The organism is Streptomyces sp. NPDC040589, from assembly GCF_055594445.1.
In genome coordinates this window covers 238042-256609 of the sequence record NZ_JBVIWP010000003.1, presented here as the reverse complement: position 1 = coordinate 256609, position 18568 = coordinate 238042, and the positions used below count along the sequence as shown (strand labels likewise).

The following is an 18568-nucleotide window of genomic DNA, read 5'->3' as shown; positions in this document are numbered from 1 at the left end:
GACCGGGCCCGGGGGGAGGAAGCCCTCCCCGCGGGCCCGGCGCCGTTTCCGGAGCAGGGCGGACCTTCGACGACAAGGTCACTGCACGGCCGGGCCGAGCCCGGGGCAGTGGGCCGTAAGGTTAGACACATGAACGATCGCATGGTGTGGATCGACTGCGAGATGACCGGCCTCTCGCTGTCGGACGACGCGCTCATCGAGGTGGCCGCCCTCGTGACCGACTCCGAGCTGAACGTGCTCGGCGAAGGCGTGGACATCGTCATCCGGCCGCCGGACCGGGCGCTGGAGACGATGCCGGATGTGGTGCGCCAGATGCACACCGCGTCCGGGCTGCTCGCCGAGCTGCCGGACGGCACGACGCTGAAGGACGCCGAGGAGCAGGTCCTGGCGTATGTGAGGGAGTTCGTCAAGGAGCCGGGCAAGGCCCCGCTGTGCGGCAACTCCGTCGGCACGGACCGCGGCTTCCTGCTGCGCGACATGCCGACGCTGGAGGACTACCTCCACTACCGGATCGTCGATGTCTCGTCGGTCAAGGAACTGGCCCGCCGCTGGTACCCGCGGGCGTACTTCAACAGCCCGAAGAAGAACGGCAACCACCGCGCGCTCGCCGACATCCGCGAGTCCATCGCGGAGCTGCGCTACTACCGCGAGGCCGTCTTCGTCCCGCAGCCCGGGCCCGACTCGGACACCGCGAAGAAGATCGCCGCGAAGCACGTTCTGCCTGCTCAGTAGGCGCGCCGGGGGCCCGTCGGGGAGCGCCGGGAAAGGTGGGCGCGAGCACCCCTTCGGACCCTGTACACTTTTTCTCGGCCGGTCAGGAAGTCACAGACCTCCAAGCCGGTCATGGTGGGTGTAGCTCAGCTGGTAGAGCACCTGGTTGTGGTCCAGGAAGTCGCGGGTTCAAGTCCCGTCACTCACCCTGAGTATTCAGCCGGTGGCTTCGACGAAGCCACCGGCTGAAGCTTTTTGCGCGCCTCTCCGGGGCTGCGTGGCAGGCGGGGCTACCGTCAGCGCCATGGACGGTGGATGCCGAGGGTGGCGCGCGTGTGTGCTCAGCGGGGCGGTGTTCGCCGTCTGCATGGCCGGCACCACGCTGCCGACTCCCCTCTACCCCCTTTACCAGGACAAGTTCGGGTTCTCCGAGCTGACCGTGACCGTGGTGTACGCCCTGTACGCCTTCGCGGTCATCGGTGTACTGCTGCTGGTCGGCAACGCCTCGGACGCCGTGGGCAGACGCCCGGTTCTGCTGTGCGGCCTGGGCCTCGCCGCGGCGAGCGCCGTCTGTTTCCTGTGCGCCACCGGGCTCGGCTGGCTGTACGCGGGGCGGCTGCTGTCAGGACTGTCCGCCGGGCTGTTCACCGGGGCGGCCACCGCGTACGTGATGGAGCTGGCGCCCGAGGGCGGCGCCGCCCGGGCCACGTTCGTGGCGACAGCCGCCAACATGGGCGGACTGGGCTGCGGTCCCCTGCTGTCCGGGGTGCTCGCGCAGTACGCCCCCTGGCCGCTGTATCTGCCGTTCGTCACGCACCTCGTCCTGGTGGCCGGTTCGGCCGCCGTCCTGCTGCGGCTCGCGGAGACCGTGCGGGAGCGGCGGCCGCTGCGCACCGTCCGGCCGCGGCGGCCCGCTCTGCCCCCGCGGGTGCGGGCGGTGTTCGGGCCCGCGGCGACCGCCTCGTTCGTGGGGTTCGCGCTGTTCGGGGTGTTCACGTCGGTCAGCCCGGAGTTCCTCGCCGAGTCCCTGGGCGTGACCGACCACGCCGTGAGCGGGCTGATCGTCGCGCTGGCCTTCTTCGCCTCGACCGCCGGCCAACTCGCGGTCGGCCGGGTCGGGGTACGGCGTTCCCTGCCCCTGGGCTGCGCCGGGCTCCTCGCTGGGCTCGCCCTGCTCGCGGGCGCGCTGCGGTGGGACCTGATGGCCCTGGTGGTGCTGAGCGCGCTCATCGGCGGGGCCGGGCAGGGACTGGCGTTCCGCGGCGCGCTGTCCGAGGTGGCCGAGGCCTCGCCCGAGCACCAGCGGGCCGCGGTGATCTCGACCCTGTTCGTGGTGGCCTACGCGGGCATCTCGGTCCCGGTGATCGGCGTCGGCCTGCTGACGGGCCCCGTCGGCCTGGAGGGCGCGGGCCTGGTGTTCATCGCGTGCATGGCCGTCCTGGTGTCGACGGCGGCCGCCTATGTGCTGCGGCGTCCGGCACCGGCCAGGACGTGACTCCCGCGGACGGCGGCCCCCGTCACGACGACGACCGCGACACCAGCTCCGTGGCCAGGACCATCTGGCGTCGTTCCAGGCCCCGGGATGCCGAGGGGCGGCGGTCGGCGATCTCCGTGAGCAGGAGGTCGATCATGCCGTGGCCCATCTCCTCGATGGGCTGGCGGACGCTGGTGAGGGGCGGGTCCATGTGGCGGGCGATGGCGGAGTCGTCGTAGCCGACGAGCGCGACGTCGTCCGGGATGCGGCGGCCCGCCTCGCGCAGGGCCTGGCGGGCACCGGCCGCGGTGACGTCGGAGGCGGCGAAGACCGCGTCCAGGGTGGGGCGGCGCTCCAGCAGGGCCGCCATGGCGCGGCGGCCGCCCTCCTCCGTGAAGTCGCCCGCCTCGATCAGTGCCTCGTCCGCCTCGTGGCCCGCGTCGCTCAGGGCGTCGCGGTAGCCCTCGATACGGCGCTGGGCACCGTAGACGTCGAGACGGCCGGTGATGTGGGCTATCCGGCGGCGGCCACCGGACAACAGGTGCTCGACGGCCTGGCGGCCGCCGCCGTAGTTGTCGGAGTCGACCGACGGGAGGGTCTCCGCCGACGAGCGCGGGCCGCTGATCACCGCCGGTATCTCCAGCTGGGCCAGCAGGTCGGGCAGCGGGTCGTCCGCGTGCACGGAGACCAGCAGGACGCCGTCCACCCGGTGGGCCGCCAAGTACTGGGCGAGGCGGCGGCGTTCGCGGTCGCTGCCCGCGAAGATCAGCAGCAGCTGCATCTCCGTGTCGGAGATCGCCGCCCCGACGCCCTTCAGCATGTCCGAGAAGTACGGCTCCGCGAAGAACCGGGTCTCCGGCTCCGGTACGACCAGCGCGATCGCGTCCGTACGGTTCGCCGCCAGGGCGCGCGCGGCGGTGTTCGGGACATATCCGAGCTCCGCGACCGCCGCCTCGACGGCCGCGCGGGTCGCGTCGCTGACCCGGGGAGAGCCGTTGATCACCCGGGAGACGGTGCCGCGGCCGACACCGGCGCGCGCCGCCACCTCTTCGAGGGTGGGCCGGCCACCGCTTCGGCCCCGCGCTCCGTGGCTTGCCATGGGCTCCGCCTTCCCGTCCACACCCGCACTCTGCGGCTGGCCTGGAATTTAACAGGCTAGTCAGCTGTAGTGACCGCCACCGAGGGCTGCCGCCCCCGGCCTCCGCTTGTGTCCGGCGGCCGGTTCGACTGGCTCGATACCGCCGGCCCGGGCCGCAACGGGCCCCGGTCCGGGTCCAGTTAACGGCCCGATAACTGAACGCATCTCTCCCTGTCCGGTCCCTTGACACCCCCGCCCCGACCCGCGAACCTTCAACACATCACTGGTGGGAGCGCTCCCACAGTACCTGACACATACACAACCCGCACGTTCCCCGCCCGAGCCGAAGCGAGTAAAAACGGGTCCAACAATGCAGTTGGCCGGGGGGTCGGCACGTCAGGGCAACAGGAGGACGCAATGCGAGCACGTACCCGATCCGCCCGCAACCGGGCGGTTGTCCTCGCGGCAGTCGCGTCGCTGGGCGCCGGACTGCTGGCCGGCTGCGCCGACGACGGCGGCGGCGACGACACTTCCGGCTCCTCGTCCGGCGACAGCAGCGGCAAGACCACGATCTCGGTGGGGCTCTTCGGCACCATGGGCTTCAAGGAGGCCGGCCTCTACGACGACTACGAGAAGCTCAACCCGAAGATCAAGATCGAGCAGAACGTCGTCGAGCGGAACGAGAACTACTACCCGGCGCTGCTGAACCACCTCACCACCAACAGTGGTCTGCTGGACGTCCAGGCCGTCGAAGTCGCCAACATCGCCGAGGTCACGGCCACCCAGGCCGGCAAGCTCGAGGACATGTCCAAGGCTCCGGGCGTGGACAAGAGCAAGTGGCTGCCCTGGAAGTGGCAGCAGGCCACCACCAAGGACGGCAAGACGATCGGCCTCGGTACCGACGTCGGCCCGATGGCGATCTGCTACCGCACGGACCTCTTCAAGCAGGCCGGTCTGCCCACCGACCCGGCCGAGGTCGGCAAGCTGTGGGCCGGTGACTGGGCCAAGCTCGTCGACGTCGGCGAGCGCTACAAGTCGAAGGCCCCCAAGGGCACCTTCTTCATGGACTCCCCCGGCGGTCTGATCAACGCGATCCTCGGCAGCGAGGAGGAGAAGTTCTACGACTCCTCCGGCAAGGTCATCTACAAGACGAATCCCGCCGTGAAGGCCGCCTTCGACCTGACCTCCGAGGCCGCCGAGAAGGGCCTGGTGCAGGCGCAGACGCAGTTCCAGCCGGCCTGGAACTCCACGATCGCCAACAACAAGTTCGCCGCGGTCGCCTGCCCGCCCTGGATGCTCGGCCACATCAAGGCCAACTCGAAGCCGGACGCGGCCGGCAAGTGGGCCGTGGCCGAGGCGCCCAAGGGCGGCAACTGGGGCGGCACCTTCCTCACCGTGCCGACGAGCGGCAAGAACGTGAAGGAGGCCCAGAAGTTCGTGGCCTGGCTGACCGCGCCGGAGCAGCAGGCGAAGCTGTTCAAGGTGCAGGCCAGCTTCCCGAGCGCCCCGTCCACCTACACGATGCCCGAAGTGACGGGCGCCACGAACGACATGACGGGCAAGCAGGAGATCGGCCCGATCTTCGCTGAGGCCGCCAAGGCCGCCCCGGTCCAGGTGATCGGCCCGAAGGACCAGATCATCCAGCAGGGCCTGTCGGACAACGGCGTGTTCCTGGTGACGAAGGGCAAGTCGGCCAAGGACGCCTGGGAGTCCGCGGTCAAGACCATCGACAACAAGCTGGACCAGTGACCCGTATGGCCACCCGCCACGACACCGCCGCGCCCCCCGCTGAGGGGGGCGCGGCCCCGGGCCGCCCGCCCGCGGACCCCGTGTCCCTGGAGAAGGAGCGGCGGCGCCGGGACCGGCTGTCCCGGCGCTGGCAGCGGGACATCCGCTGGAGCCCGTACGCCTTCGTGTCCCCGTTCTTCCTGCTGTTCGTCGCGTTCGGCCTGTTCCCGCTGATCTACACGGGCTGGGCCTCGCTGCATCAGGTGGAGCTGACCGCGCCGACCGACATGAACTGGGTCGGGCTGCGCAACTACACCCGGATCTTCGACGACGAGTTCTTCTGGAACGCGGCGAAGAACACCCTGACCATCGGCATCATCTCCACCGTTCCGCAGCTGCTGATGGCGATGGGCATCGCCCACATCCTCAACTACAAGCTGCGGGCCTCGACCTTCTTCCGGGTCGCGATGCTCGCGCCGTACGCGACGTCGATCGCCGCGGCCTCGCTGGTGTTCGTGCTGCTCTTCGGCCGTGACTACGGCATGATCAACTGGGCGCTGGACTTCGTCGGCATCGATCCGCTCGACTGGCAGAACGACCACTGGCCCTCGCAGATCGCCGTCTCGACGATCATCATCTGGCGCTGGACCGGCTACAACGCGCTGATCTATCTCGCCGCGATGCAGGCGATCCCGCAGGACCTCTACGAGTCGGCGGCCCTGGACGGGGCCAACCGCTGGCAGCAGTTCATCCATGTGACGCTGCCGTCGCTGCGCCCGACGATCCTGTTCACCTGTGTCGTCTCGACGATCGGCGCGAGCCAGGTCTTCGGCGAGCCGCTGCTGTTCGACGCCAACAAGGGCACCTCCGGCGGCGGGGAGCACCAGTTCCAGACGCTCGGTCTGTATCTGTACGAGCAGGGCTGGGTGGCCCAGCACCTGGGCCGTGCCTCGGCGATCGCCTGGACGATGTTCCTGATCCTGATCGTCATCGGCATCGTCAACTACGTCATCTCGCGCCGGCTGCGCGCCAGTAGTTAAGGAGTGGTGGCCGTGACGACGACTGTGACGCCCCCCGACGCGCCGCCGCCCGGTGCGCCCGTGAAGGAGTCCAAACGCCCGCGCCTGCCGAAGTCCGCACGGGCCGGCGGGCAGCTGCACGGCGGTCCGATCGCCTACGCGATCCTGATCCTGTTCACGATCGTTTCGCTGTTCCCGCTGGTGTGGACGGCGATCGCCGCCTCGCGTGACAACCAGCGGCTCGCCGAGACGCCGCCGCCGTTCTGGTTCGGCTCCGGCCTCTTCGACAAGCTGGAGATCGCCTGGAAGGACGCCAACCTCGGCGAGGCGTTCCTCAACACTACGATCGTGGCGGGGGTTTCGGCGGCCACCATCGTCGTCCTGTCGACGATCGCCGGTTTCGCCTTCGCCAAGCTGCGGTTCAGGGGCCGCGGCGCGCTGATGCTGATCGTGATCGGCACGATGATGGTGCCGCCGCAGCTCAGCGTGATCCCGCTGTACATGATGGTCGCCAAGCTCGACTGGACGGACCAGTTGCAGGCGGTGATCTTCCCGTCGCTGGTGAGCGCGTTCGGTGTGTTCTTCATGCGGCAGTACCTGATCCAGGCGCTGCCGGACGAGATCATAGAGGCCGCCCGGGTCGACGGGGCGAGCAGCTGGCGCGTGGTGTGGCATGTGGTGTTCCCGGCGGCGCGGCCGGCGATGGCCGTGCTCGGGATGCTGACGTTCGTGCAGACCTGGAACGACTTCATGTGGCCGTTCCTGGTGCTGACCCAGATGGGCAACCCGACCGTGCAGGTCGCGGTCGCGGGCCTGGGCCGCGGGTACACCCCCGACCAGTCCCTGATCATGGCGGGCGCACTGCTGGGCACGCTGCCGCTGCTGCTGGTCTTCGCGATCTTCGGCAAGCAGATCGTGGGCGGCATCATGCAGGGCGCCGTGAAGGGCTGACGCCCGCGTTGCCTTCCCTCGGGGGCCGGGTCACCGCTGCCTCGGCCCCTCGCTTCTCTTCCCTCCACCGTCGCCTCTCCACGACCCCCAATGGGAGCGCTTCCATGCCTGATTCCGAGAACCCGGCCACTCCGGTGACCTTCCCTCCCGCCTTCGTCTGGGGCGCGGCCACGTCCGCGTACCAGATCGAGGGTGCGGTGCGGGAGGACGGCCGTACGCCGTCGATCTGGGACACCTTCAGCCATACGCCGGGCAAGACCGTGGGCGGCGACCACGGTGACATCGCTGTCGACCACTACCACCGCTACCGCGAGGACGTGGCGATGATGGCGGACCTGGGCCTGGGCGCCTACCGCTTCTCCGTCTCGTGGTCGCGGGTGCAGCCGACCGGCCGGGGCCCGGCCGTCCAGAAGGGCCTGGACTTCTACCGCCGGCTGGTCGACGAGCTGCTGTCCAAGGGCATCAAGCCGGCCGTCACGCTCTACCACTGGGATCTTCCGCAGGATCTGGAGGACGCGGGCGGCTGGCCGGAGCGCGACACGGCGTACCGCTTCGCGGAGTACGCGCAGATCGTCGGTGAGGCGCTGGGCGACCGTGTCGAGCAGTGGATGACGCTCAACGAGCCGTGGTGCAGCGCGTTCCTCGGCTACGCGTCCGGGGTGCACGCGCCGGGCCGTACGGATCCGGCGGCCTCGCTGCGTGCCGCGCATCATCTGAACCTGGCGCACGGTCTTGGCGCGTCGGCGCTGCGGTCGGTGATGCCGGCCCGCAACCAGGTCGCGATCGCCCTCAACTCCGCGACCGTGCGGCCGCTTTCGCAGAACCCGGCGGACCTGGCGGCGGCCCGGAAGATCGACGACCTGGCCAACAGGGTCTTCCACGGCCCGATCCTGCACGGCGCCTACCCGGAGTCGCTGTACGTGGCGACGTCGGAGCTCACCGACTGGGACTACGTCCTGGACGACGACCTGACCCTGATCAACCAGCCGCTGGACGCGCTGGGCCTCAACTACTACACGCCCGCGCTGGTCTCGGCGGCGGACGCGGCGGCGCGGGCGCCGCGTGCCGACGGCCACGGGGCGAGCGACCACTCGCCGTGGCCGGCCGCGGGCGACGTCGCCTTCCACCAGACGCCCGGTGACCGCACGGAGATGGGCTGGACGATCGACCCGACCGGTCTGCACGAGCTGATCATGCGCTACACCCGGGAGGCGCCGGGCCTGCCGCTGTACATCACCGAGAACGGCGCGGCCTACGACGACAAGATCGACTCGGACGGCCGGGTGCACGACCCGGAGCGGGTCTCCTACCTCCACGGCCATCTGTCCGCGGTCCGCCGCGCGATCACCGACGGCGCCGATGTCCGCGGCTATTTCCTGTGGTCCCTGCTGGACAACTTCGAGTGGGCGTACGGCTACGGCAAGCGCTTCGGCGCGGTGTACGTGGACTACGCGACGCTCCAGCGGACGCCGAAGTCCAGCGCCCTGTGGTACGGGAAGGCGGCGCGCACCGGGGCGCTGCCGCCACTGGAGCCGGCCGCTTAGGCCGCCCCTGGGGGAGCGGGGAAGGGGCGCGGTACCCGACGGGGGGTGCCGCGCCCCGGGCGCTCAAGGGGAGGAGACGATGCGTTGCTCCTGGCCCGTGCCCAGGTCCTTCGCCGACACCCGGATCAGGTTGTCGGCGTCGACCTGGAACGTGACCTCGATCTGCGGGACGCCCCGCGGCGCCGGCGGCAGGTCGCACAGCTCGAACGTCCCGAGCAGCGTGTTGTGTGCCACCAGCTCATGCTCCCCCTGGAAGAGCCGGATCTGGAGGGACAGCTGGTTGTCCTCGGCTGTCGTGAAGATCTCGGAGCGCTTCGTCGGGATGGTGGTGTTGCGCTCGATCAGTTTGGTCATGATGCCGCCCTTGGTCTCGACCCCGAGGGAGAACGGCGTCACGTCGAGGATCAGGACCTCCTCGATCTGCTCCTTGAGGAGACCGGACTGCAGGGCGGCGCCCATGGCCACCACCTCGTCCGCGTTGATGCCTCTGCCGGTCTCCTTGCCTGCGGTCAGTTCCCTGACGAGTTCGGCGACCGCGGGCATCCGGGTGGAACCTCCGACGAGCACCACCCGGTCGATGTCGGCGAGGCCGGTGCCGGAGTCCCGGAGCACGGTGTGGAACGGGGTTTCGCAGCGCTTCAGCAGGTCGGCCGTCAGCTGCTGGAACTGGACCCGGGTGAGCTTCTCCTCCAGATGCAGCGTGCCTTTCGCGGACGTGGCGACGTACGGCAGGCTGACAAAGGTCTCGGCGGAGGAGGACAGGTCGGTCTTGGCTCTCTCGGCGGCCTCACGCACGCGCTGCAGAGCCATCTTGTCCGTGCGCAGGTCGACCCCGTGGTCGGCCCGGAACCGCTGCACCAGGTGGTCGACGATGCGCTGGTCCCAGTCGTCACCCCCGAGCGCGGTGTCACCGCTCGTGGCCTTCACCTCGACGACACCGTCGCCGACCTCCAGCAGGGACACGCCGAAGGTGCCCGCGCCCAGGTCGAAGACGAGGACGGTCCGGTCGTTCCTGTCGCGGCCATAGGCGGCGAGTGCGGCCGCGGTGGGCTCACTGACGATACGCAGGACGTTCAGGCCGGCGAGCTCCCCGGCCTTTCTGGTCGCCTCCCTCTGGGCCTGGTGGAAGTGGGCCGGGACGGTGATGACGGCCTCGGAGATCTCGCACCGCAGGCGGGCCTCGGCATCCCGCTTCAGCTTGTGCAGGGTGAACGCGGCGATCTGCTCCGGGCGGAATGTCTTGCCGTCGACCCGGAACTCCCAGTCGGTGCCCAGGTGACGCTTCACGGAGTGGATCGTCCGCTCCGCGTTGACGACGGCCTGGCGTCTGGCCTCCTCGCCGACGAGCACCTCACCGTTCTTGGCGAAGGCGACGACGGACGGGGTGCTCTTGGCCCCTTCGGCGTTGACGAGGACGATGGGCTCGCCGTCCTGCAGCACGCTGACGACCGAATTGCCGGCCCCGTAGTCGACGCAGATGCAGACGGGGGTCACGGCGGCAGGGGATACGAGCCGCCACGGGGGTGGGGTGGTCCAGGTGACCCGCTGTCTCCAGAAGTCACGGCTGGCCTGCGCGCTGCGCACGTTCGGTGAGTCCGCGCCGTACAGCGGGAGGAGCAGTTGGGTGATCTCCGTGTAGCGGCGGACCGCCGCCGCCGCGTCGCCGCCGTGGCCGAGCTGTTCGGCGTCCTCGACGACCAGTCGGCCGCTGCCGCCGGCCGTGCCCTGGTATTCGCCGTCCCGGGGGCTGTCGGCGGATGGCGGGCGGTAGCCCCGGTTGTGGGCCAGCACCAGGTCCTCGACGGTGTCCGTGCCCTGCCGCCGCGGCTCGGGCAGACCGCGGCTCTTGAGCCCGCGGTAGAGGGACCGGTACATGTGGTCCAGCGTCAACTGCTCGGGGGCTCTGGGGTCTCCCTCCCGCAGCAGCCTCAGCAGTTCGCCGGTGAAGGCGGTGTTGCGCTCACCCTTCGGGGCCAGGGCGGTCACGCCGCTCGCGGTCGCGGTGAGGGTGAACGTGCCGGTGATCTGGGTCTGTTCCCGCACGACGTCGTCGGGTGCCATGACGTCGATGGCGCGTCCCGAGAAGCAGCAGTCGAGAATGACGACTCGGTTGCGGGCGGGGCTGTCCGCGACGGCTTCCCGCACCCCGTCGTACGGCATGGCCGTGTAACGGAGCAGGTCCCGCTCCGTTCCGGTGAGTCCCAGATACAGGTTCCCGCGGCTGTCGAGCAATCCGTGACCGGAGTAGTAGATGAGCAGCAGGTCCTCCGCCTGCCGGGCGCGCAGGTTGAGCCGGCCGGCCAGGTCCGAGGCCGTGCCCGGGTCTCGGACGACCTCACAGATCCCCGGGTCGAACCAGCCGTGGACGGGTTCGCCCAGCTCGCTCACCAGGTCCGTGAGGTTGTTCAGCACCGGAGGGAGGTCGGGCAGTGAGGCGTCGGCCAGGTACTCGGCCGTGCCGATGAGCACGACACTCGAGGTGGCGCCGTCAGGCCGTCTCATCGGAGTCCGTGCTCTGCCGCCGTTCCAGGAATTCGAGGAGTTCGGTGACCAGCGCGTCCTGGGAGGTCGCGCGCCGGACACTGATCTCGAGGCTTTCCCCGCCGGGTTCGACCACCTTCAGGGTCACGTCCCGCGTGCGGTGCTTCACCCACTCGACGGCGGCGCGGGCCAGCACGCTCACGGCGCCGCCCGCGGCCACGGCGACGACCACGGCTTCGGGCAGCCCGCCCATCTCGCCACCGGCGATCTCGCCGTGCTCCGTGCGCACCCGGCCGCGCAGCTCCCGCTCGTGGCGGAGCCAGTCGGCCAGTTCTCCGAGTTGTGTCGCCGCCGCCCCCGGGCCGGCGTCGTCGATCAGCAGCCGGTACTCCACTGTTGCCCCCGTACGAAGAGTCACTGTCTCGGCACCCTACGAGAGGATCATCCAGTGACGCACGGAGAGTTGGGAAGAGTCCGGCCCTTGAGGAGAGCGGTCAGCCCTTGTTGGCCCCCAGGGTCAGGCCGCTGACGAACTGGCGCTGGAGCACGAAGTACACGATCAGTGTCGGGATCGCGGTGAGCAGGGCGCCGGCGGCGACCAGGTTGGGGTCGGTGAAGTACTGGCCGGAGAGGTTGTTCAGCGCCGAGGTGATCGGCATGTTCTCGCCGGTGGAGATGAGCACGATCGCCCAGAAGAAGTCGTTGTAGATCCAGATGGAGAGCAGCGTCGCGAGGGCGGCCATCGCGGGCTTGCACAGGGGCAGGACGATCTGCCAGTACAGCCGCCAGACGGAGGCGCCGTCGACCAGGGCGGCCTCGGTCAGCTCGTGCGGCAGCGAGCGCATGTAGTTGCTGAGCACGAACGCGCAGAAGCCGGACTGGAACGCCACATGGATCAGCACCAGGCCGAGCGCGGAGTCGTACAGCTTGCCGCTCATCGTGATGCCGGGCAGGTCGATCAGCAGGTACAGGCGGTACAGCGGGGTGATGATGACCTGCTGGGGCAGCAGGTTGCCCGCCGTGAAGAGCAGCAGCAGCGACAGGTTGACCCGGAAGTCGAAGCGGCTGACGTAGAAGGCGACCATCGACGACAGCAACAGCGTCAGCAGCACGGCCGGCACCGCGATGAGCAGTGTGTTGCCGAAGTAGTGCAGCATGTCCGACTGCTCGAAGGCGTTGGTGAAGTTGTCGAAGGTCAGCTTGTCGGGCCAGGAGACATAGCCCTTCTCGCTGGTCTCCGCGTACGGCCGCATCGCCGCGAGCAGCGCCCACAGCAGGGGCGCGAGCCAGGCGAGCGCCGTGACGACGAGGAAGGTGTGCAGCAGGACCCGGGCGGGGCGGATCGGGGTGCGCTGCTTGACCGGTGCGCTCACGGTGCTCATGCGCGCCGCTCCTTCCGGAAGGTGGCGATCAGATACGGAATGATCACCGCGAGCGAGATCACCAGCAGGACGACGGCGATGGCGGAGCCGTATCCGACACGGCTGGACTCGCCGATGATGTTGTTGGTCACCAGGATCGACAGCAGTTCGGTGCCCTGGGCGCCCTTGTTGAAGACGAAGACCAGGTCGAAGGCGCGCAGTGCCTCGATGATGGTGACGACCAGGACGACGGTGTTGGTGGGCCGAAGGGTGGGGAAGACGACGTTCTTGAACGTCTGCCACTCGTTGGCGCCGTCCAGGGCGGAGGCCTCGCGCAGGGCGGGATCGACGCCCTTCAGGCCGGCCAGGTACAGGATCATCATGTAGCCGGCGTGCCGCCAGGAGGCGGCGATCAGTACGGCCCACAGGTTGAGGTCCGGGTCGCCGATCCAGTCGATGTAGTGGCCGGGCTTGTTGGCGCCGATGACGCTGTTGATCAGGCCCGTGTCGGGGTTGTAGACCAGCTGCCAGACGAACCCGATGACCGCCAGCGACATCACGACCGGCAGGAAGAACGCGGTCTGGTAGACGCGGCTGAAGCGGATGCTCTTGTCCAGCTGCACGGCGAGGAACAGCCCGAAGGGCGTGGGCAGCAGGATGAGCACCACGAACCAGACGACGTTGTGCTCGACGGCCGGCCAGAACTGCGGGTTGCTGGTGAACAGTTCCCTGAAGTTCTGCAGGCCGACCCACTGGATGGAGTCGAAGCCGATGCCGTTCCAGCTGGTGAAGGCCAGCGCGATGGAGGCGAGCGCCGTCAGCCACACCAGGGCGACGTGCAGGATCGTCGGAAGGCCCGCCATGAGAGCGAGCGTGATGCGGTCGCGGCGGGTGAGGAGGCGACGGTGGCCCGTCGGGCTCGTGCGGGCAGCGGCTCCCGGAGACGGCTCGGCGGCCGCCTCCGGGTTCTCGGTGGTGGTGTCGGTGCTCATGCGGAGGCGAAGATCGTCTTCTTCTGGCGCTCGATCGACGAGAGGATGCTGTCGACGTTCTTGGGGTTGCGGACGAAGTTCTGCAGCGCCGGCTGCATCACCGTGGAGGTGAAGTCCGGGCGGGAGTCGCGGTCCATGAACTGCGTCAGGCTCTTCGCGCTGGAGATCATCTCGAAGGACTTCTTCTGCAGCGCGGTGTAGGAGGAGGTGTCGGCCTTCGTCGAGGCGGCCACCACGCTGGAGTCGGCCTTGAGGTAGATCTGCTCGGCCTCGGGGGTGCCGAGGTACTCCAGCAGCTTGACCGCGCCCGACCTGTTCTTCGGCGCCTTGGAGAGCATGAAGCCGTCGGTGGGCGCCTCGACCGTGTCCTGCCCGAAGGCCGGGTCGATCTCCGGGAAGGCGAAGAAGTCCAGGTCGTCCAGGTCGGCCTTGTCGGTGAACTGCTGGCCGACGAAGGTGCCCAGCAGATACATGCCCGCCTTCTTCGCCACGAGCGTCTGCGCCGCGTCCTGCCAGGTGCGGCCCACCGCGCCTTCCTGGTGGAAGGGCAGGATCTCCGTCCAGTGGTCGAAGACCTTGCGCACCTTCGCATCGGTCCAGGAGGCCTTGCCCGCCATCAGCTCGACATGGAAGTCGTAGCCGTTGGTGCGGAAGTTGATCTGGTCGAAGGTGCCCATCGCGGGCCAGGCGTCCTTGTCGCCGAACGCGATCGGGACCAGCCCGTCCTTCTTCATCCGCTTGCACAGGGCGACGAAGTCGTCCCAGGTGGTGGGGACCTCGTAGCCGTGCTGGGCGAAGACGCTCTTGCGGTAGAAGACCGCCCAGGGGTAGGTGTACAGCGGCACGAAGTAGTACTTGCCGTCCTCACCCTTGCTGAGCTTCTTCATCGCCTCGGGGAAGTCCCCGCCGATCTTCTGCCACACGTCGTCGATCGGGGTGGCGAGCTTCTTCGACGCGAAGAACTGCATCCGGTAGCCCGCGAACCAGGTGAACACGTCGTCCGGCGCGCCCTGCAGATAGGAGTTGATCTGCTCCTGGAACGTGTTGTGGTCCTTGGTGTTCACGTCGACCTTGATGCCGGACTTCTTCGTGAAGGCGGCGTAGATCTCGGCGAACGCCTTCTTCGGCACCGCGTCCGAGGAGTTCGATCCGAGACTGACCGTCTTCGGATCGGCGGCCGTGCCGCTGCCGCCGCAGGCGCTCAGCAGGGGTATGCCGGCGCCGAGCAGGGCCGCGCCGCCTATGCCGCGCAGCAGGGTCCGGCGGCCGGGAGCGGGGAGGGCGGGTCCCGAGGGAGTGAGGTCGTGCATGAACGGCTCCTGAGGGCAGGGTTCGGCCACGAGGGTGTGGCGTGAAACCCGGTCGTAATCGACCAGAAATCAACTTGACCGAACACGGTGGCGCAATAACAGCCGTGTGTCCGGCCATGCGTCAAGAGCCGTTGACTTCATTTGTCGAAACGTGACCGACTCGTGCGCAGGTCGTGCGCGGGTCGTGCGCGGGGTCAGTGAGACCGGGAGCGGTGGTAGGCGGCCGCCAGCCTGCCGGGCCGCCGGCGTCGCACCGCCCCGCGGTGCCCCCTGCTGACCGGCGCTCTGCCGTCCAGCTGGATCCAGATCCGCACCTCGGTCCCGCCGAGCACCGAGGAGCCGATCCGTACGTCCCCGCCGGTCGACTCCGCGAGCCGGCGCACGATGTCCAGGCCGAGGCCGGTCGAGCCGTCGCTCCCGGAGCCGCGGCCCCGCGCCATCGCGGCCTCCGGGTCGGGTATGCCCGCGCCCGCGTCGGACACGAGAACGATCACGGCGTCCTCGCCGTTGTGCAGGTCGACCGCGAAGGCGGTGCCCTCCGGGGTGTGCCGGAAGACGTTGCCGAGCAGCGCGTCGAGCGCGGCGGCCAGATCGGCGCGGGCCACGGGTATGCGCACCGGCCGCTCGGCCCCGGCCACCCGCCATTTGCGGCCCTCGTCCTCCGCCAGCGCCGACCAGAACGCCATCCGCTCCCGGACCACCTCGGCCGCGTCGCACCCGGCGCCCGGACCGGCCGCTGCCGTCTGCGGCTTGGCCTCCCGGGCCGTACGGATGATGGTGTCGACCTCGCGCTCCAGTTGCTCGACCGCGGTCCGGGTCTGGTCGGCGGCCGTCCCCTCACCGAGCGAGGCGGTGTTCAGCCGCAGCACGGTCAGGGGCGTACGCAGCCGGTGGGACAGGTCGGCCGCCAGCTCCCGCTCGTTCGCCAGAAGTTGGACGACCTGGTCGGCCATGGAGTTGAACGCGACCGCCGCGAGCCGCAGTTCGGTCGGGCCCTCCTCGGGCACCCGGGCACCGAGCTGGCCCTCCCCCAGGTCACGCGCCCCCTCGACCAGGCGTTTCGCGGGCCGGACCATCCGCACGCCCAGCCGGTCGGCGACGGCGACCGAGCCGAGGATCAGCGCGATCCCGACCGCGGCGAGCACAGCCCAGGCCGTGCCCAGGCCGTTGGTGACCTCGGACTCCGGCACATACACCTCGACGACCGCGATCTCGCCGGTGCTCAGCGCGACCGGCTGGAGCAGCGTCGAGCCGCCGGTGACGCCGGTGGTGGAGGCGCGGCCCAGCTTCCGCACGGCAGCGATGTCCTGGTCGGCGGCGCGCTGCCGTCCGAGCTCGATGGCGTCCTGACCGTCGCCCGCCGGTATGTGCACGGCCATCCCGGCGTCCGAGCCGGCGGAGGCGACGACCCGTTCGAGCTGGTCGCGGTCGGTGGTGATGGACAGGGCGGGGGCGACGGCCGCGGCCTCCCGCTCGGCGTTGGAGAAGGCGCGGTCCCGGGCCATCTCGCGGATGACGAGTCCGAGCGGCACCGCGAAGGCGAGCACGACCATGGTGGTCACCGCCAACGACACCTTGACCAGGGCCCACCTCATCGCGGCGCCTCCGCTCCCGGCGGTTCGAGCTTCACACCGACGCCCCTCAGGGTGTGCAGATAGCGCGGGTTCGCGGCCGTCTCGCCCAGCTTCCTGCGCAGCCAGGACAGATGGACGTCGATGGTCTGGTCGTCGCCGTACGACTGCTGCCACACCTCGGCGAGCAGCTCCTTGCGGGGGACGACGACACCGGGCCGGCGGGCCAGGAAGGCGAGCAGGTCGAACTCGCGGCGGGTGAGGTCGAGCCGCGCGCCGTCCAGCTCGGCCTGGCGCCGCAGCGGGTCGACGGTCAGACCGCCGACCCGGATCACCGGGGACGGCTCCCCTTCTCCCGCTCCGGAGCGGGCCCGGCGCAGCACGGCCGCCATCCGGGCCGACAGGTGCTCGACCGAGAAGGGCTTGGTCAGATAGTCGTCCGCTCCCGCGTTCAGCAGCCGGACGATCTCCGTCTCGTCGTCCCGGGCCGTGGCGACGATCACCGGCACGTCCGTGATGCCGCGCAGCATCTTCAGGGCCTCGGAGCCGTCGAGATCGGGCAGCCCGAGGTCCAGGATCACCACGTCGAAGCGGACGTGGGCGACCTCGCGCAGCGCCTCCAGGGCCGTCCCCACGCTGCGCACGGTGTGCGAGGCGTCGGTCAGGTGCCGGATGAGCGCCGAGCGTACGAACTGGTCGTCCTCGACCACGAGTACACGTGCCATGCGCCGCACCGTACGCCATCTCGAACAGCCCGGTACGGGCCTGTGGACAACTCTCGCCTGTGGACAACTCGTGGGACCCGTGGGGCAGTATGGCCCGCGATGCGCAGAGGACTCGTACACGTACTGGCCTGGCTGCTCGCCACGGGCGCGGCGGTCACGCTGTCGTGGTGGGGTGTCCACACGGTGATGGCGGGCACGGCCTACGAGCCGCCGCGCGCCCTGCCCATCAAGGCCGCCGACGCGACCAGGCAGAAGCCGGAGCCGTCGGCGACGCCGACACGGAGGCAGAGTCCGCCACAGCGCACCCCGAGTACACCGCCCGCCGCCAGGAAGCCGAGCCCCACCTCCACGAAGCCGCCCGGCCCCTCCCCCACTCCCCCTGCCTCCGCCTCCGGAGAGGTCAAGAGCTACGACACCGACGGCGGCCGGGCCGTCTTCGACCTCGGGCGGACCTCCGCCTCCCTGGTCTCTGCGACCCCCGGGGCGGGCTGGTCGATGCAGGTGTGGAAGACGGAGTCGTGGATCCGCGTGGAGTTCTCCTCGGGCGCGGACCGGGTGTCGGTGTTCTGCACCTGGCACGACGGACCGCCGCGCGTGGAGATCGGGACCTACTGAGAGACGTACGGAGTGCCGTACGGGGTCACGTCCCGTGCGGGGTCATCTGAACACCGACGCGGGCGGTGCCGGGGAGGCCACCGCCGCGAGGTCCGTCACGGGCACGGCCCCGCCGGTGAAGTCGGTGAGCGTCCTGCCGTGCTCGACCCGGCCGGGATGCGGGTCGGAGGCGGCGCGGCGGGTCAGTTCGGCGACGGGCAGGGGGTGGTCGGAGGCGACCAGGACGGCGTTCCCGAAGCGCTTGCCGCGCAGCACCGTCGGGTCGGCGACCAGCGCGAGCTGCTCGAAACGGGCGGCGGCGGTGGCGATCTGGCCGCGCAGGTGGGCCAGCGGCGGCCCGTCGGCGAGGTTGACGGCGTAGACACCACCGGGCTTGAGGGACCTGCGGACATCGTCGAGGAACTCGGTCGAGGTCAGGTGGGCCGGGGTCCGGGCCCCGCTGAACACATCGGTGACGACGAGATCAGCCCAGCCGTCCGGCACCTTGGCGAGGCCCTCGCGGGCGTCGACGGACCGCACCCGGATCCGCGCGTTCGGATCCAACGGCAGCTCCCGGCGGACCAGTTGCACGAGGGCGGCGTCCCGTTCGACGACCTGCTGGGTGGAGCGGGGCCGGGTGGCGGCGACGTAGCGGGCGAGGGTGAGCGCGCCACCGCCGAGGTGCACGGCGTGCACGGGCCGGCCGGGCGGAGCGGCGAGGTCGATGACGTGCCCGAGCCGGCGCTGGTACTCGAAGGACAGGTACGCCGGGTCGTCCAGGTCGACGTGCGACTGCGGGGCTCCGTCGATCACCAGGGTCCAGGCGCGGGACCGCTCACGGTCGGGGATCAGCTCGGCGAGCCCGCCGTCGACGCTCTCGACGACGGCCTCCGCGTCGGCCTGCCTGCGCCGGCCGCTCCTCGACTTTCCCATGGGGCCATTATCGGGGTCGGCCCGGCAAGCGGGGCGTACGCTCCGGGGCAGCCGCTCCGCGGCCTCAGGGCCTGTCGTTCGGATAACGCCGGTGAG

15 protein-coding genes, 1 tRNA gene and 2 pseudogenes are annotated in these 18568 nt (G+C 70.0%); 8 read left to right on the top strand and 10 right to left on the bottom strand.

Going from position 1 to position 18568, the window contains the following annotated elements; translation table 11 throughout:
• The first annotated feature begins 129 nt into the window (after positions 1–129).
• The 3 genes from orn (at position 130) to ACZ58V_RS13710 (ending at position 2206) form a co-directional block, all read left to right on the top strand.
• The gene (orn, locus tag ACZ58V_RS13720) at positions 130–732 is read left to right on the top strand and encodes an oligoribonuclease (protein ID WP_468190133.1); all 603 of its coding nucleotides are present in this window, start codon (positions 130–132) and stop codon (positions 730–732) included.
• 114 nt (positions 733–846) lie between these two features.
• Positions 847–919, top strand: a tRNA-His gene (locus tag ACZ58V_RS13715).
• 96 nt (positions 920–1015) lie between these two features.
• The gene (locus tag ACZ58V_RS13710) at positions 1016–2206 is read left to right on the top strand and encodes an MFS transporter (RefSeq protein WP_468190135.1); all 1191 of its coding nucleotides are present in this window, start codon (positions 1016–1018) and stop codon (positions 2204–2206) included.
• Positions 2207–2228: 22 nt separating this feature from the next.
• Here the strand turns inward: ACZ58V_RS13710 and ACZ58V_RS13705 are convergent, their stop codons facing one another.
• Positions 2229–3284 (bottom strand): LacI family DNA-binding transcriptional regulator, encoded by a 1056-nt coding sequence (locus tag ACZ58V_RS13705; RefSeq protein ID WP_468190137.1) that lies wholly within the window; start codon positions 3282–3284, stop codon positions 2229–2231.
• A gap of 396 nt (positions 3285–3680) precedes the next feature.
• Between ACZ58V_RS13705 and ACZ58V_RS13700 the strand changes: the two genes are divergently transcribed.
• The 4 genes from ACZ58V_RS13700 to ACZ58V_RS13685 all read left to right on the top strand — a co-directional run bounded on the left by ACZ58V_RS13700 (position 3681) and on the right by ACZ58V_RS13685 (position 8505).
• Positions 3681–5012, top strand: a complete 1332-nt coding sequence (locus ACZ58V_RS13700) for an ABC transporter substrate-binding protein (protein WP_468190139.1) — start codon at positions 3681–3683, stop codon at positions 5010–5012.
• Positions 5013–5017: 5 nt separating this feature from the next.
• Complete coding sequence (locus ACZ58V_RS13695; RefSeq protein WP_468190522.1) at positions 5018–6031, top strand: carbohydrate ABC transporter permease; 1014 nt, start codon at positions 5018–5020, stop codon at positions 6029–6031.
• A 12-nt stretch (positions 6032–6043) separates the two neighbouring features.
• Positions 6044–6961: a carbohydrate ABC transporter permease gene (locus ACZ58V_RS13690; RefSeq protein ID WP_359894073.1), complete on the top strand. Its 918-nt coding sequence runs from the start codon at positions 6044–6046 to the stop codon at positions 6959–6961.
• A 104-nt stretch (positions 6962–7065) separates the two neighbouring features.
• The gene (locus ACZ58V_RS13685; protein ID WP_471290105.1) at positions 7066–8505 is read left to right on the top strand and encodes a GH1 family beta-glucosidase; all 1440 of its coding nucleotides are present in this window, start codon (positions 7066–7068) and stop codon (positions 8503–8505) included.
• A gap of 78 nt (positions 8506–8583) precedes the next feature.
• On the opposite strand, the pseudogene dnaK reads toward ACZ58V_RS13685, so the two are convergent.
• The 8 genes and pseudogenes from dnaK to ACZ58V_RS13645 all read right to left on the bottom strand — a co-directional run.
• Positions 8584–9984 (bottom strand): annotated as a pseudogene (dnaK, locus tag ACZ58V_RS13680) (molecular chaperone DnaK); the annotation flags it as partial.
• A 375-nt stretch (positions 9985–10359) separates the two neighbouring features.
• Positions 10360–11007, bottom strand: a pseudogene (locus ACZ58V_RS13675) (caspase family protein); the annotation flags it as partial.
• Positions 10994–11404 (bottom strand): effector-associated constant component EACC1, encoded by a 411-nt coding sequence (locus ACZ58V_RS13670; protein WP_471290104.1) that lies wholly within the window; start codon positions 11402–11404, stop codon positions 10994–10996. The gene ACZ58V_RS13670 and the pseudogene ACZ58V_RS13675, both read right to left, overlap by 14 nt.
• Positions 11405–11480: 76 nt before the next feature.
• Complete coding sequence (locus ACZ58V_RS13665; protein WP_468190145.1) at positions 11481–12368, bottom strand: carbohydrate ABC transporter permease; 888 nt, start codon at positions 12366–12368, stop codon at positions 11481–11483.
• Complete coding sequence (locus tag ACZ58V_RS13660) at positions 12365–13339, bottom strand: carbohydrate ABC transporter permease (RefSeq protein WP_468190147.1); 975 nt, start codon at positions 13337–13339, stop codon at positions 12365–12367. Before ACZ58V_RS13660 ends, ACZ58V_RS13665 begins: the two co-directional genes overlap by 4 nt.
• Positions 13336–14649 carry an ABC transporter substrate-binding protein gene (locus tag ACZ58V_RS13655; RefSeq protein WP_471290102.1) on the bottom strand — a complete coding sequence of 438 codons (1314 nt, stop codon included), beginning with the start codon at positions 14647–14649 and terminating at the stop codon, positions 13336–13338. The genes ACZ58V_RS13660 and ACZ58V_RS13655 overlap by 4 nt, the downstream gene beginning before the upstream one ends.
• Before the next feature lie 194 nt (positions 14650–14843).
• Entirely contained in the window at positions 14844–16244 is a 1401-nt protein-coding gene (locus ACZ58V_RS13650) for a sensor histidine kinase (RefSeq protein ID WP_468190151.1), read from the bottom strand.
• Positions 16241–16945, bottom strand: a complete 705-nt coding sequence (locus ACZ58V_RS13645) for a response regulator transcription factor (RefSeq protein ID WP_184593022.1) — start codon at positions 16943–16945, stop codon at positions 16241–16243. Before ACZ58V_RS13645 ends, ACZ58V_RS13650 begins: the two co-directional genes overlap by 4 nt.
• A gap of 99 nt (positions 16946–17044) precedes the next feature.
• Between ACZ58V_RS13645 and ACZ58V_RS13640 the strand changes: the two genes are divergently transcribed.
• Complete coding sequence (locus ACZ58V_RS13640) at positions 17045–17560, top strand: hypothetical protein (RefSeq protein WP_471290101.1); 516 nt, start codon at positions 17045–17047, stop codon at positions 17558–17560.
• 42 nt (positions 17561–17602) lie between these two features.
• Here the strand turns inward: ACZ58V_RS13640 and ACZ58V_RS13635 are convergent, their stop codons facing one another.
• Positions 17603–18472 (bottom strand): spermidine synthase, encoded by an 870-nt coding sequence (locus ACZ58V_RS13635; protein WP_468190156.1) that lies wholly within the window; start codon positions 18470–18472, stop codon positions 17603–17605.
• Between the last annotated feature and the right edge of the window lie 96 nt (positions 18473–18568).

Coding starts and splice junctions, on each gene's coding strand:
- ACZ58V_RS13700 (WP_468190139.1), top strand. CDS start 3,681: ATGCGAGCACGTACCCGATCCGCCCGCAACCGGGCGGTTGTCCTCGCG.
- ACZ58V_RS13645 (WP_184593022.1), bottom strand. CDS start 16,945: ATGGCACGTGTACTCGTGGTCGAGGACGACCAGTTCGTACGCTCGGCG.
- ACZ58V_RS13650 (WP_468190151.1), bottom strand. CDS start 16,244: ATGAGGTGGGCCCTGGTCAAGGTGTCGTTGGCGGTGACCACCATGGTC.
- ACZ58V_RS13635 (WP_468190156.1), bottom strand. CDS start 18,472: ATGGGAAAGTCGAGGAGCGGCCGGCGCAGGCAGGCCGACGCGGAGGCC.
- ACZ58V_RS13695 (WP_468190522.1), top strand. CDS start 5,018: ATGGCCACCCGCCACGACACCGCCGCGCCCCCCGCTGAGGGGGGCGCG.
- ACZ58V_RS13705 (WP_468190137.1), bottom strand. CDS start 3,284: ATGGCAAGCCACGGAGCGCGGGGCCGAAGCGGTGGCCGGCCCACCCTC.
- ACZ58V_RS13655 (WP_471290102.1), bottom strand. CDS start 14,649: ATGCACGACCTCACTCCCTCGGGACCCGCCCTCCCCGCTCCCGGCCGC.
- ACZ58V_RS13640 (WP_471290101.1), top strand. CDS start 17,045: ATGCGCAGAGGACTCGTACACGTACTGGCCTGGCTGCTCGCCACGGGC.
- ACZ58V_RS13660 (WP_468190147.1), bottom strand. CDS start 13,339: ATGAGCACCGACACCACCACCGAGAACCCGGAGGCGGCCGCCGAGCCG.
- ACZ58V_RS13685 (WP_471290105.1), top strand. CDS start 7,066: ATGCCTGATTCCGAGAACCCGGCCACTCCGGTGACCTTCCCTCCCGCC.
- ACZ58V_RS13665 (WP_468190145.1), bottom strand. CDS start 12,368: ATGAGCACCGTGAGCGCACCGGTCAAGCAGCGCACCCCGATCCGCCCC.
- orn (WP_468190133.1), top strand. CDS start 130: ATGAACGATCGCATGGTGTGGATCGACTGCGAGATGACCGGCCTCTCG.
- ACZ58V_RS13710 (WP_468190135.1), top strand. CDS start 1,016: ATGGACGGTGGATGCCGAGGGTGGCGCGCGTGTGTGCTCAGCGGGGCG.